The organism is Aliivibrio fischeri ATCC 7744 = JCM 18803 = DSM 507, from assembly GCF_023983475.1.
GTDB lineage: Bacteria > Pseudomonadota > Gammaproteobacteria > Enterobacterales > Vibrionaceae > Aliivibrio > Aliivibrio fischeri.
The window spans coordinates 1,449,310-1,462,286 of sequence record NZ_CP092712.1; the positions used below are offsets into that span (position 1 = coordinate 1,449,310).

The 12,977-nt window shown below is 37.5% G+C and carries 13 protein-coding genes; 10 read left to right on the forward strand and 3 right to left on the reverse strand.

The window, feature by feature from the left end; translation table 11 throughout:
* Positions 1–12 precede the first annotated feature (12 nt).
* The 7 genes from AVFI_RS06740 to AVFI_RS06770 all read left to right on the forward strand — a co-directional run bounded on the left by AVFI_RS06740 (position 13) and on the right by AVFI_RS06770 (position 7,564).
* Positions 13–2,391 (forward strand): heavy metal translocating P-type ATPase, encoded by a 2,379-nt coding sequence (locus tag AVFI_RS06740; protein WP_188863918.1) that lies wholly within the window; start codon positions 13–15, stop codon positions 2,389–2,391.
* A complete protein-coding gene (gene ccoS / locus AVFI_RS06745; protein ID WP_005419232.1) occupies positions 2,384–2,560 on the forward strand; it encodes a cbb3-type cytochrome oxidase assembly protein CcoS in 177 nt (58 codons plus the stop codon). Before AVFI_RS06740 ends, ccoS begins: the two co-directional genes overlap by 8 nt.
* Complete coding sequence (locus AVFI_RS06750; RefSeq protein ID WP_188863919.1) at positions 2,550–3,224, forward strand: sulfite exporter TauE/SafE family protein; 675 nt, start codon at positions 2,550–2,552, stop codon at positions 3,222–3,224. The genes ccoS and AVFI_RS06750 overlap by 11 nt, the downstream gene beginning before the upstream one ends.
* Before the next feature lie 95 nt (positions 3,225–3,319).
* Positions 3,320–4,072, forward strand: coding sequence for an FNR family transcription factor (locus AVFI_RS06755; RefSeq protein ID WP_005419235.1), 753 nt, complete (start codon positions 3,320–3,322; stop codon positions 4,070–4,072).
* 151 nt (positions 4,073–4,223) lie between these two features.
* Entirely contained in the window at positions 4,224–5,174 is a 951-nt protein-coding gene (uspE, locus tag AVFI_RS06760) for a universal stress protein UspE (protein ID WP_005419236.1), read from the forward strand.
* Positions 5,175–5,308: 134 nt separating this feature from the next.
* A complete protein-coding gene (ttcA, locus tag AVFI_RS06765) occupies positions 5,309–6,232 on the forward strand; it encodes a tRNA 2-thiocytidine(32) synthetase TtcA (protein ID WP_011261911.1) in 924 nt (307 codons plus the stop codon).
* Between the two features lie 103 nt (positions 6,233–6,335).
* Positions 6,336–7,564, forward strand: a protein-coding gene (locus AVFI_RS06770) for an IS3 family transposase (RefSeq protein ID WP_408580437.1) whose coding sequence is annotated in 2 segments (ribosomal slippage) — positions 6,336–6,699 and positions 6,699–7,564 — 1,230 coding nt in all. Because the reading frame shifts where the segments join, the coding sequence is not laid out codon by codon here.
* Between the two features lie 52 nt (positions 7,565–7,616).
* Here the strand turns inward: AVFI_RS06770 and AVFI_RS06775 are convergent.
* From AVFI_RS06775 to AVFI_RS06785, 3 genes are read right to left on the reverse strand one after another with little or no spacing between them, the layout of a single operon-like run.
* Entirely contained in the window at positions 7,617–8,264 is a 648-nt protein-coding gene (locus AVFI_RS06775; protein WP_017019638.1) for a DUF2987 domain-containing protein, read from the reverse strand.
* 1 nt (position 8,265) lies between these two features.
* Positions 8,266–9,000, reverse strand: coding sequence for a glucosaminidase domain-containing protein (locus AVFI_RS06780; RefSeq protein ID WP_054776044.1), 735 nt, complete (start codon positions 8,998–9,000; stop codon positions 8,266–8,268).
* A gap of 8 nt (positions 9,001–9,008) precedes the next feature.
* The gene (locus AVFI_RS06785; RefSeq protein ID WP_005419243.1) at positions 9,009–9,824 is read right to left on the reverse strand and encodes a DUF2189 domain-containing protein; all 816 of its coding nucleotides are present in this window, start codon (positions 9,822–9,824) and stop codon (positions 9,009–9,011) included.
* Positions 9,825–10,137: 313 nt separating this feature from the next.
* Here AVFI_RS06785 and potA point away from each other — a divergent pair, with 313 nt between their 5' ends.
* Genes potA through potC form a run of 3 tightly spaced genes read left to right on the forward strand, consistent with a single transcriptional unit; the run spans position 10,138 to position 12,867 of the window.
* Complete coding sequence (gene potA, locus AVFI_RS06790) at positions 10,138–11,256, forward strand: spermidine/putrescine ABC transporter ATP-binding protein PotA (protein WP_012533573.1); 1,119 nt, start codon at positions 10,138–10,140, stop codon at positions 11,254–11,256.
* Positions 11,240–12,097 carry a spermidine/putrescine ABC transporter permease PotB gene (potB, locus tag AVFI_RS06795; protein WP_005419248.1) on the forward strand — a complete coding sequence of 286 codons (858 nt, stop codon included), beginning with the start codon at positions 11,240–11,242 and terminating at the stop codon, positions 12,095–12,097. Before potA ends, potB begins: the two co-directional genes overlap by 17 nt.
* Positions 12,097–12,867, forward strand: coding sequence for a spermidine/putrescine ABC transporter permease PotC (gene potC / locus AVFI_RS06800; RefSeq protein ID WP_005419249.1), 771 nt, complete (start codon positions 12,097–12,099; stop codon positions 12,865–12,867). Before potB ends, potC begins: the two co-directional genes overlap by 1 nt.
* Positions 12,868–12,977 lie beyond the last annotated feature (110 nt).

A 12,977-nucleotide genomic window follows, 5' to 3' on the forward strand; every position in this document is an offset into this window, starting at 1 on the left:
TAAGTAGACCATATGTCGAAGGAATGTTACCACTGCAATGAGCCTGTACCATCAGGCTCAAATTTTCATGTTGATATCTTAGGTGAAACTCGTGATATGTGTTGCCCAGGCTGTGAATCAGTAGCGCAAACTATCGTTGAAAATGGCCTGTCTTCTTATTATCAATATCGTACGGCTCCAGCAGACAAAGCTGATCTAATTCCTGAACAATTAAAAGCACTTACCCATTATGATCATGAAGAAATTCAAAAAGAGTTTGTAAGAACAAATGATAATTATCGTGAAGTGACATTGTCACTTGATGGTGTATCTTGTGCAGCATGTGCATGGCTAATTGAAAAACAACTTTCAGCCGCTAAAGGCATTCATCAAATTAAAGTGAATACCTCAACACATCGAGCGTTGCTTAGTTGGAATCCAGAAGAAACCGAGCTTAGCTCCCTACTTACTTTAATTCATCAGCTAGGCTATAAAGCAGCTCCTTTTGAAGCAGACAAACAAGAAGAAGAATATCATCGTTCGATGAAGCAATATTTATATCGTTTAGGTATTGCTGGATTAGCGACAATGCAGGTAATGATGCTTGCTGTTGCTCTTTATCTTGAAGTATTTGGTGATCTCGACGAAGAGTTCCGTAATTACTTACGCTACGTCAGTCTGGTTTTTGCAACGCCAGTAATGCTTTATTCCGCCTTACCATTTTACATGAATGCGTGGCGTAGCCTTAAAACACGAACATTAGGTATGGATGTCCCTGTTTCAATTGCTATGTTATTTGCTTATTTTGCAAGTGTCGTTGCAACCGTAACTGAAACGGGAGAAGTTTTCTTTGAATCTGTGGCGATGTTTACTTTCTTCTTATTACTTGGTCGTTTTCTTGAAATGCGCGCGAGAAGAAAAGCCGCTGCAATTACAGGTAACCTCCTTAAACTTATTCCAGTAATGGCAACGTTATCTTCAGGAAAGCGAGTTCCGGCTCGTACATTAGATATCGACGATATTGTTGTTGTTCCACCAGGTGAGCACCTTCCAGCTGATGGTATTGTTATTTCAGGAACAAGCGCTATTGATGAATCCATGTTTACCGGTGAATCAATGCCAATAGCAAAGAATGAATCCGATACAGTTTATGCAGGTACGATTAATGGTGATGGCAACCTAACCATCAAAGTTACCAAAACAAAAGCAGACTCGCTCATCTCTAATATTGTGAAACTGCAAGATGAAGCGCAAATGTCCAAACCAAAAGTGGCAGAAATCGCCGATCTTGTTGCTCGCTATTTTGTTGCTGGAATATTGATAATCTCTGCATTTACTTGGTTCTATTGGCATGAAACAAAACCAGATGACGCCTTCTGGATTATGCTTTCAGTACTTGTTGCAACCTGTCCATGTGCCCTTTCATTAGCCACTCCGACAGCCATAACCTGTTCCACATCACGCTTAGCTCAATTTGGACTGATGTTACGTAGAGGACATGTTCTAGAAACGTTATGTAAAGTAAATCGCCTAGTTATTGATAAAACAGGAACTTTAACCGAAGGTAACATTCGCTTAGTTAAGGTGAATACATTCACGAATACGACTGAAGAAGAATGCAAAGCGCTTGCTGCAGAACTCGAATCTTTTGCTAATCACCCAATTGCACAAGCATTTTCATCATTTAGAAAGCCTGAAACTACCTATTTTGAGCGTGTTGAAAATGTAATAGGCTCTGGACTCATTGGTTATCACAATAACAGTGAATGGAAAATTGGTCATAAAGCGTTTGCAGCTCCGTCAGCTCAAATTGCCGATGAAGATAACTATCAAGTTTGGCTATCTAAAGATAATCAAGTTGTAGCTGCATTCTCACTTGATGATCCAATAAGAAAAGAGAGTAAAGAGTTTATTGATGCCTTGCATAAGTTAGGCATCAAAATAACTATGCTTACTGGAGACAGTAGCTCTGCAGTATCTAAAGTTGCTAATGAATTGGATATTGATACCGTCGTTTCTGGTGCTTCTCCGCAAGGAAAATTGGAATATCTCACCTCATTACCAAAGCATGAAATTAGCTTAATGGTTGGTGATGGAATAAATGATGCTCCGACTCTGGCTGGCGCCCATTTATCCATAGCAATGGGATCTGGAACCGATGTTGCTAAAGCCTCTGCTGATATGATTCTACTTGGTGACCAATTAACTCGATTAATTGATGCTCGAGAATTAGCAATGAAAACACGTAAAATTATTCGTGAGAACCTAGCTTGGGCTTTAGGTTACAATGCAATTATTCTACCACTTGCTGTTATGGGATTAGTTGCACCATATATTGCCGTTATCGGAATGTCTGGGAGCTCTATTATTGTAGTAACTAACTCATTGAGGTTATTAAAAGAAAATGGCTAGTTTATATTTATTAATCCCTATCGCGATCATGTTAGTTTGCGTCGCTGTCGCTATTTTCATCTGGGCAGTAAAAAGCGATCAATTTGAAGATTTAGATAGACAAGGTTCCGAAATCCTTTTTGATGAAGAGACGAAAGCCTCAGTAAAAGATAAAAAAAATGAACATTGATTTTGTTGCTGCATTTTTTGTGGGCTTAATGGGAGCTGGCCACTGCATAGGTATGTGCGGTGGGATCTCTGCAGTAATTTCCATGAATGCGTCTACTAACCGCTTTCCTAAGTGGCAATTTATAGTTTGTTACAATATTGGAAGACTCCTTTCTTACTCTATTTTTGGAGCAGTGATTGGTGGTGTTTTTGTATCGATAGCGAGTGCAAGTCAAAGTTATAGTGCTTTAGTTTATTTGCGTATATTTGCAGGCTTATTAATGTGTTTGCTTGCGCTTTATATTGCTAACTGGTGGAAAGGCTTAGTCTACATCGAACTATTAGGCAAAAAATTATGGCAATACATCTCACCTCTTACTAAACCACTATTGCCTCTAAAAAGCCCATTTCATGCAGTTCCTTTCGGTTTTCTTTGGGGTTGGCTACCTTGCGGATTAGTTTATTCCACTCTAAGTTGGGCTGCAGTTTCTGGAAATGCCATTAATGGCTCACTATTAATGCTTTCATTCGGATTAGGAACTTTACCCGCAATGTTACTTGTCGGTCTTGGCGCAGATGCACTAAAAAAATGGTTAAATCATGTTGTTACCAAAAATATTAGTGGATTGCTATTAATGGGCTATGGTTTACAAACGATATATATTGCGCTAAATCAATTAAGTTAATCGCAAATTTTTTGCATAGTCTTATTTTTATGCTACCACTTTAGTGCGACTTAGTTTAAAATTGACCTATATCAAATATAAGAGCATTGAATGAGATGATGTCAGATAACTCAGCAAACAAACGAATTCAGTCAGGCGGTTGTGCTATTCACTGTCAAGATTGTAGTATCAGTCAGTTATGTATCCCATTTACTTTGAATGATTCTGAATTAGATCAGTTAGATGAGATCATTGAACGTAAAAAGCCAATTCAAAAAGGCCAAGAGCTATTTAAAGCTGGTGATGAACTTAAGTGTTTATACGCTATACGTTCAGGCACCATCAAAAGCTATACGATTACAGAACAAGGTGATGAGCAAATTACTGCATTCCACCTAGCTGGTGATCTTGTTGGTTTCGATGCGATTACTGAAGCCCAACACCCTAGTTTTGCTCAAGCTCTTGAGACATCGATGGTATGTGAAATTCCTTATGAGATCTTAGATGATTTATCAGGAAAAATGCCAAAACTTCGTCAGCAAATCATGCGCTTAATGAGTAATGAAATTAAAGGTGACCAAGAAATGATCCTTCTTCTTTCTAAAAAGAACGCAGAAGAACGTTTAGCGGCATTCCTTTACAACCTATCAACTCGTTTTCATCAACGTGGTTTCTCTCCAAGAGAATTCCGTTTAACAATGACTCGTGGTGATATTGGTAACTACCTAGGTTTAACTGTTGAAACAATTAGCCGTTTATTAGGTCGTTTCCAAAAAACTGAAATGCTAACAGTAAAAGGCAAATACATCACAATCAATGATCATGATGCCCTAGCTGAGCTTGCTGGTTCTGCGAAAGAAATTAAGTAAATCATAAACAATTACTACTTTTAAAAAGTGAGGTATATCTCTTGATGTACCTCACTTTTTTGCATCTAACTTCCCCATTTTCACTCCCTAACTGCTACAGTATAAGTAACAGAACAGTTTTATGAATTTGGTTTTTACCAAGGAGGTTAGTATGAACCGCTACCGTAAAATACTTGTTGCTGGAATCATAGATCAGGAAGAACAACCTGCACTAAAACGTGCGTTAGATATTGCGAATCGAAGTACAAAGCCAAGTGAGATCACCTTGTTTTGTACCACTTATGATTTTTCTTATGAGATGACTTCTATGTTATCTGCTGATGAGCGGATGGCAATGCGTAATGGCGTAGTTTCTCAAAAAGTAAAAATGCTTAATGATGTTATTGCTGATTATTCTAAATCAGATCATGTCACCATAACCATCAAAGTCGTTTGGCATAACCGCCCTTATGAAGCCATCATTAATGAAATCTTCGATGGCAGTTATAACATATTAATAAAGGCAACACGTCAACACGCAAAATTAGAGACCGTATTCTTTACGCCAACGGATTGGCATTTGTTACGCAAGTCTCCGATTCCGGTCTTATTGGTTAAAGAGCGCCCATGGCCTGAAAATGGTAACATTCTAGCCTCAGTACATGTTGGGTCTGAAAACCCTGCACACTTACAACTGAATGATAAAATGGTTGATGAAGCCATCTATTTCGCTGAAGTGTTAAACTCAACACCTCACCTAGTTAATGCTTATCCATCAACACCACCATCTATTCATGTCGAATTACCTGAGTTTAATGCTGTGCAATATAAAGATGCTATTCGTGGTCATCATTTGACACAAATGAAAGCATTAAGACAAAAACACGGAATTCCAGAAGAGCAAACTCATGTTTATGAAGGGCCAACTGAAGAAGTAATTTCTGAAGTTGAAGACGAACTTACCGCAGGGCTTGTAATTCTTGGTACCACAGGCCGTACTGGCCTATCTGCAATTTTTATTGGTAATACAGCTGAAAACACTTTAGATTTACTTAACTGTGATATTTTAGCATTAAAACCAGATGGTTATATTAGCCCTTTGGACCCTAACCATATCAGCTAAATGTCATTAAGGCCTAATTCTGAACAAGTTTTAGGCCCTTTTCTCCCAAAATAATCCCGTCTAAACTCGCTTATTGATCTTGTTTGGGTATAATACCCGCCTTATCAGTTCCACCATTAGTTTAGAGTAAGTAAATGAGCGAATTAACTAAAGCGCAGCAATACAATTTCAATAAGCTTCAAAAGAAAATCCGTCGTAATACAGGTAATGCTATTGCCGATTACAACATGATTGAAGACGGTGACCGCATCATGGTATGTCTATCTGGTGGTAAAGATAGCTTCACTATGCTTGATATCTTAATGAGCTTAAAGAAAAGTGCGCCGATCTCATTTGACTTAATCGCTGTAAACCTAGACCAGAAACAACCAGGTTTCCCTGCTCATATTCTTCCTGAATACCTTGAGAAGTTAGGTGTAGAATACAAAATTGTAGAAGAAGATACCTATTCTATCGTTCAGGATAAAATTCCTGAAGGTAAAACAACTTGTTCTCTATGTTCACGTTTACGTCGTGGCATTCTTTACCGCACAGCAAAAGAACTGGGTGCAACTAAAATTGCTCTTGGTCACCATCGTGATGATATCCTAGAAACTATGTTCTTGAACATGTTCTATGGCGGTAAATTAAAAGGCATGCCACCAAAACTAGTTTCAGACAATGGTGAGCACGTTGTAATCCGTCCTTTAGCGTACTGTCGTGAAAAAGACATTATCAAATACGCTGACATGCGTGATTACCCTATCATTCCATGTAATCTTTGTGGTTCACAACCTAATATGCAACGTCAAAACGTTAAGCAAATGCTTAATACATGGGATAAGCAGTTCCCTGGACGTATTGAGACTATGTTTACTGCAATGCAAAACGTAGTTCCAAGTCATTTGGCTGACTTTAATACGTTTGACTTTAAGAGCATCAACCGTGATTCAGGTGTTATTAACGGTGGTGATATTGGTTTTGATAAAGAAGAAATGCCAACATTACCCGTTGATGCTGACGATGCAGTTGCAGAGTTTGACCCATCATTAAAATTAGATGTTGTAAATGTAGATTAATTATCTAATACCAAATAAAAAAAGGCGCAAACGGTTAACGTTTGCGCCTTTTTTATTTTGATTGTCTCGTCCTGAAATGTGTTTACACATTTAGGACTTTTATATGACAAATCAAGAAAAAACAAAGAATAAGCGAACTCAACGCGATTATTCATTAGGCTTTAAATTGCAGCTTGTTGCCGCTATAGAAAAAGGCGATATGACCTATAAGCAAGCTCAAAACATTTATGGCATTCAAGGTCGATCTACCGTACTTACTTGGTTAAGAAAACACGGTAAGATGGACTGGTCTCAATCACCTAAGATTATTATGCCTAAATCCCCGAAAGCGAAAGAATCGCCTGCACAAAAAATTAAACGTTTAGAGCGAGAGCTTGATGATGAAAGAATGCGTAATTTATTACTTAATGAAGTAGTGAATATCATGGACGCAGAACATGGTGCAGGCCTTAGAAAAAAGTATATTGCCAAGGAGCAAGAAGTCTTCAAAAGCAGAAAATGATCAGCTTAGAGCGAGCTAGTCAGCTACTTGGCATTACAAGACAATGTATATACCAACAAGAACGTAGAGCTCTGAAACGTGCCGTTGAACTTTCACCGGTTAAAAATATGGTGCAAGAAATTCGTCGATATATGCCTCGTATTGGAGGTAAAAAATTATATTTTTTACTTAAGCCCAAATTCATCACTCATGGCATAAAGTTAGGCAGAGATAACTTTTTTTCCTATTTAAGAAATGAGTGCTTATTAGTAAAACCTAAACGAAGTTATACAAAAACTACCTATAGTAAGCATTGGATGAAAAAACATCCTAATTTACTTAAAGAAGTAACACCTCAAGCATCTGAAGAGGTTTTTGTTAGTGATATCACTTACGTTCAATCACAAAAAGGTATTCATTATTTATCTTTAGTAACAGATGCTTATAGTCGAAAGATAATGGGATATGAATTAAGTGATGAAATGAAAGCTACTGATGTAGTCAAAGCTCTTGATATGGCGATAGATAGCCGTCAATATCAAAGGAGTACGATTCATCATTCAGACCGAGGATTACAGTATTGTTCAAAGGTTTATCAGGAAAAATTGAATAAAAATGATATTAAGCCATCAATGACGGATGGTTATGATTGCTATCAAAATGCATTAGCAGAGCGAATAAATGGGATACTTAAACAAGAGTTTCTTTTGTATGACTGTAAAGATTTAGAGGAGTTAAGGCATTTAGTTGAAGAATCTATTTTTATTTATAATGAAATGCGGCCACATTTAAGCTTGGGAATGAGTACACCAAATCAAGTACACAAAAAAGCCAAGTGCGTACGCACTTAGCTTTCAATTAAAAATCGTCAACGTATTTTAGGACGAGACAGATTTATTCAAACTATTTGACTAGCCACGGTGTTACTTTTAATACTTCAGTTGGTAGTTCAAATTTAACATCATCACTGTACTTTCGAAGATCAATTGTTACTTTCCCATTATTAAGTGGCAGTAACTCACCTGTCGAAGTGCTAACACCCTTAGTGACAGTGTCACTAAAAACAAAAGTAACGCCTTCTACATCAGGCATGAAATACTTGGAAAACATTCCACCAATATCTGCAAGCATCGCATCCATCTGAATCGTTAATTCTTTAAGCTCTTTAGCTGATACAGAACCACGGAAAGATTTGTTTGCTAATACCTCCATCGAGATATCACATTGCTTGCCTTCTTCAGTTTGAATATAAACTAATGGATTAGCTGACTTTAAATTGTTATCAATAGGAAGAGGTAATTCTTGGTTACTTGGAATCGTAAATTCCTCATAATGCTCTTCTTTTTCCATCCATGCTTTTGTTATCTGACAAGCCTTACCTGTTTGTGCATCATTAAAGAAAAGCGCCATACGTACATCTTCATGCCCTTCTTTTTGATTTACTTTTAGCTGGTAATAAAGCTTTGTATACGTAAAACGATACTGCTCGGCTTTTACCGGTAGTGCCAAACACAATAGTGACAACGTCGTCGCACTAATCCATTTTTTCATTTTATCTCCAGTATTGACTATTATGGCGGATCATAGCTTGAATCTCTTCTACATATGCCTCGCCACGCTCTGAGTAACGAATTAAGCCATTCGCTAATACATTCGCTTCTTGCTCTGGTGTTAAGTTTTGTGGAGAAGCATGCAATTCCATACGAATTTTACGAAGATCTGCATACGCGTTATTGCGATTTACATTCATAAAATATGCATGTACCGCTTCTTGAGATGAATCAAACTTAGCAACCTCATGTGCAGCACCTTCATTACGTTTACTCGGTACAACACCACAACCTTTAGTGTAACACCACTGACCGAAGTAGTTATTAGCCTCACGAGCAAAACGAGATGTGCCCCATGCAGATTCGTTAGCCCCTTGGCTAAGAACTAGAGGCGCAGGAATATAATCAACCTTAACAAGCATATTATTAAGCCACTCAGCAGTTATGCCTTCATCAGTTAGCTTTTCTTTATATGCTTTTGATAACTCAGTAGCCTTTTCTAACTCTTTTGATGACAAAGCAGTATCGTTGTCGTTTTTGATAACTAAAGACTCAATAAACGCACGCTCTTCTTTAACACGAGCGTTTTCGGCAATAACCGCTGGATACATAAAGTTAAAAAAAGCAGCCTTTTTTTCTTTTACATCTTTAAATGCTTTAAAATCCGGCACATCTTCTTTAGGTGTACACGCCGCCATCATTAACACTGTAGATAAAATTAAGATTTTTTTAATCATTATTAAACTCACGCATTGAAAATATCATTTTGAACAGATTGATCAGGTTTATCCTCATCATCTCCACTCTTATCTTTCACCATCACTTTTAAAGTAATGCCAAACATATTGCGGTAAATAATTCCCTTCACGTTAAAAATGAAAGGCATAACTACAATCAAACCTACGCCATATAATGCAATACCGAACACTAACGCCAGCATAATAACAATATGAATTAACAGCATAGACGCCAGTTTTTTATTTGTCGCTCTAAATGACAGCAATAACGCTTGTAATGGCGGAACCTTTTTCTCGCACACAAGTAGAATAGACATACCAAAAGCCATCGATAAATATAGGGCTACCATAGGTAAATAAATATTTACCATGCCTTGCAGCACTTCAGACAAAATCGTAACTAGCGCCACCATACCAGCTGAAGCGATCCCTTTAAAAATGTAGCTTGTACGACATTTTAAACCCGCTGCATGGCTCATTCCCATTAAGCTTGCTCCTGCCGTTAACGGAGAAACAATGACTTGAGCACTCAAACCAGCGACAAATGCAGCATATGAAATCTTTGTCGTTAGTTCAGTTTCACCTAAAAATGCCTTAAATAAAACAGCAGGATCACCAAGTTGGATTTGAAGCGCTAAAAAGAATACCGCCATATATGAGAATGTTAGCAATAGTATTGCTGGAGAAAAGACGAAAAAATGTTTAACCGTATTTTTCCAAGCTTCTTGAAGAACACTCACAGGACTCAACTCAAATTGACCTGAAACTGCCTTTTCAATACTGCCACCTAAGATAAACGTTTTCTCTTTTGGTTGTTCACTCATTTCTGTGTACCACAATAAAACATGGGGCGATTATACGTATTTCAAAGCATGAGTGCAGTATTCATAAAAAAGAAATTATCTAAATACAAAATTATTTGTAACAAATGACACCAACTTACTGATTTTCGTCTATAATAAAGCTCAAAATAGATACACAAACAGATTGAAAATCAACGACTTTTAAAAAAGTTTGCCATATCAAATAAAAAAAACTTTTCATATTGTGAGATGGGGTCTATTATGCGCCCGAAATCCCCATTTATAATCAACACTTAAACGCGGTATCACTACCCAAGGCGGAGATAAAAAGACATTGAACGTTACACAACAATCCGAAAAAGAAGCAGTTATTAAATTAACTGGTATTTCTAAAAGCTTTGATGGAAAAGAAGTGATTTCTAATTTTGACTTAGATGTAAATCACGGTGAATTTTTAACAATTCTTGGTCCTTCAGGTTGTGGTAAAACCACAGTGTTACGCATGATCGCAGGTTTCGAAACCGCTGATGCTGGAACAATTTTATTGGATTCGACAGATGTAACGTCAATGCCCGCAGAACAAAGGCATGTGAATACCGTATTCCAAAGCTACGCCCTATTCCCGCACATGACGGTGTTTGAGAACGTTGCGTTTGGTTTACGTATGCAAAAAGTTGCAGAATCAGAAATTGAGCCTCGTGTAACAGAAGCTCTGCAAATGGTTCGTTTAGCTCAAATGGCAAACCGTAAGCCTCATCAGTTATCTGGTGGTCAACAACAACGTATCGCAATTGCTCGTGCAGTTGTAAATAAGCCTAAGGTTCTTCTTCTTGATGAATCTCTATCTGCGCTTGATTACAAACTACGTAAGCAAATGCAAATTGAACTTAAACAATTACAACGTCAGTTAGGTATTACTTTTATTTTCGTAACTCACGACCAGGAAGAAGCTCTTTCAATGTCTGACCGTATTATCGTAATGCGTGATGGTGTTATTGAACAAGACGGTACTCCTCGTGAAATATACGAAGAACCAAAGAACTTATTTGTTGCTCGCTTCATCGGTGAAATCAACGTATTTGCTGCTACAGTGCAAGAACGTCTTGATGAAAAACGTATTAAAGCAGAAATCGAAGATACTTCAGCTATCGTATATTGCGACCTTGATGTTGCTCCTGGCGATAAAGTGAAAGTATTACTTCGTCCTGAAGATTTACGCCTAGAAGAAATTAAAGAGTCTGATAATAAAGGCATCACTGGCTATGTACGTGAACGTACGTACAAAGGTATGACTTTAGACTCTGTACTTGAATTAGATTCAGGTATGCGTGTAATGATCAGTGAGTTCTTTAATGAAGATGATCCAGATGTTGATCACTCTTTAGGTCAAAAAGTAGCAATTACTTGGGTTGAAAGCTGGGAAGTGGTGTTAGCAGATGAACAAGAAGTTTAATCTCCAAAATATCATCATCACAATTATTGTTAGTTGGTTACTGCTGTTCGTTTTCATTCCAAATGTAATGATCATCGGTACTAGCTTCTTAACTCGTGATGAAGCAAATTTAATCGAAATGACGTTTACGATAGATAACTATCTACGTCTTTTTGATCCACTATATGCAAAAGTGCTATGGCATTCATTTTATATGGCCATTGTTGCAACGTTAATCTGTTTGGTTGTGGGTTACCCATTTGCCTACATCGTTGCAAAAATGCCTGAAAGATGGCGCCCATTTATGCTGTTTTTGATTATTGTTCCTTTTTGGACTAACTCGTTAATCCGTACTTATGGGTTAAAAATTGTGTTAGGTACTCAAGGTATTTTAAATAAAAGCCTAATTGCAATGGATATCATCGATAAACCATTACGCATTATGTACACAGAAACAGCAGTAATGATTGGTTTAGTTTACATTCTATTACCTTTCATGATTTTGCCACTGTATTCAGCAATTGAAAAACTTGACGGTACTTACTTAGAAGCGGCTCGTGATCTAGGTGCAAACAAACTTCAAACTCTATGGAAGATTGTATTGCCACTAACAATGCCAGGAATCATCGGTGGTTGTTTATTAGTATTACTTCCAGCTCTTGGCATGTTCTATATTTCTGACCTATTAGGTGGTGCGAAAAACCTACTAATTGGTAACGTAATTAAGAGCCAAGTATTGAACGCACGTGATTGGCCATTTGGTGCAGCGACCAGTATCGCCCTCACCTTGGCGATGGCATTAATGCTTTATGCTTACTACCGTGCAGGCAAGTTATTAAACAAAAAGGCGGATCTAGACTAATGGGACGCACAATTAGATTTAGTTTTATGAGTTTGGTATATCTTTTCTTATACCTACCAATCATCGTTCTGATTGCGAACTCATTCAACGCAAGTAAATTTGGTATGAAATGGGGCGGCTTCACTACAAAATGGTATGAAGCGCTAGTAAACAATGACAGCTTAATGCAAGCAGCTTGGCACTCTATTACTATCGCAGTAATTTCAGGTACTGCTGCAACCATTATTGGTAGTTTAACTGCAGTTGCCCTTTTCCGTTATCAGTTTAAAGGCAAAAAGTTTGTTAATGGTCTACTGTTTGTTGTGATGATGTCTCCTGATATCGTGATGGCAATTTCATTACTGGCTATTTTCCTTGTAATCGGTTTTGAGCTTGGCTTTTTAACACTATTAATTGCTCACATCACTTTCTGTTTACCATTCGTGGTAGTAACAGTTTATAGCCGCTTAAAAGGCTTTGATGTGAAAATGTTAGAAGCTGCACGTGATTTAGGTGCAAGTGAATGGGTAATTCTTAAACAAATTATCCTTCCTCTAGCAAAACCAGCTGTCGCTGCTGGCTGGTTATTAAGTTTTACCCTTTCATTGGATGATGTAATCATCAGTTCATTTGTAACGGGTCCAACTTACGAAATTTTACCATTGAAGATTTACTCGATGGTTAAAGTTGGTATTTCACCTGAAGTGAATGCCTTGGCAACAGTAATGTTGTTTGTTTCTCTGATTTTAGTTGTACTGTCACAACTATTAGCAAGAGAAAAAATTAAGTAATAGTTCTAATGTTTTAAATTAATTGTTTCATGTAAACCATCGTTTCATGCAAACAATAAATCTGGAAGACATGCCTTTTGTTCGACATGTCTTCTTTTTTATCACTCTAA

What these genes read in the sequence shown, in the direction of transcription:
- uspE (WP_005419236.1), top strand. Translation starts at nt 4,224, where the DNA reads ATGAACCGCTACCGTAAAATACTTGTTGCTGGAATCATAGATCAGGAA.
- AVFI_RS06755 (WP_005419235.1), top strand. Translation starts at nt 3,320, where the DNA reads ATGATGTCAGATAACTCAGCAAACAAACGAATTCAGTCAGGCGGTTGT.
- AVFI_RS06775 (WP_017019638.1), bottom strand. Translation starts at nt 8,264, where the DNA reads ATGAAAAAATGGATTAGTGCGACGACGTTGTCACTATTGTGTTTGGCA.
- AVFI_RS06780 (WP_054776044.1), bottom strand. Translation starts at nt 9,000, where the DNA reads ATGATTAAAAAAATCTTAATTTTATCTACAGTGTTAATGATGGCGGCG.
- potB (WP_005419248.1), top strand. Translation starts at nt 11,240, where the DNA reads ATGAACAAGAAGTTTAATCTCCAAAATATCATCATCACAATTATTGTT.
- AVFI_RS06785 (WP_005419243.1), bottom strand. Translation starts at nt 9,824, where the DNA reads ATGAGTGAACAACCAAAAGAGAAAACGTTTATCTTAGGTGGCAGTATT.
- AVFI_RS06740 (WP_188863918.1), top strand. Translation starts at nt 13, where the DNA reads ATGTCGAAGGAATGTTACCACTGCAATGAGCCTGTACCATCAGGCTCA.
- AVFI_RS06750 (WP_188863919.1), top strand. Translation starts at nt 2,550, where the DNA reads ATGAACATTGATTTTGTTGCTGCATTTTTTGTGGGCTTAATGGGAGCT.
- ttcA (WP_011261911.1), top strand. Translation starts at nt 5,309, where the DNA reads ATGAGCGAATTAACTAAAGCGCAGCAATACAATTTCAATAAGCTTCAA.
- potC (WP_005419249.1), top strand. Translation starts at nt 12,097, where the DNA reads ATGGGACGCACAATTAGATTTAGTTTTATGAGTTTGGTATATCTTTTC.
- ccoS (WP_005419232.1), top strand. Translation starts at nt 2,384, where the DNA reads ATGGCTAGTTTATATTTATTAATCCCTATCGCGATCATGTTAGTTTGC.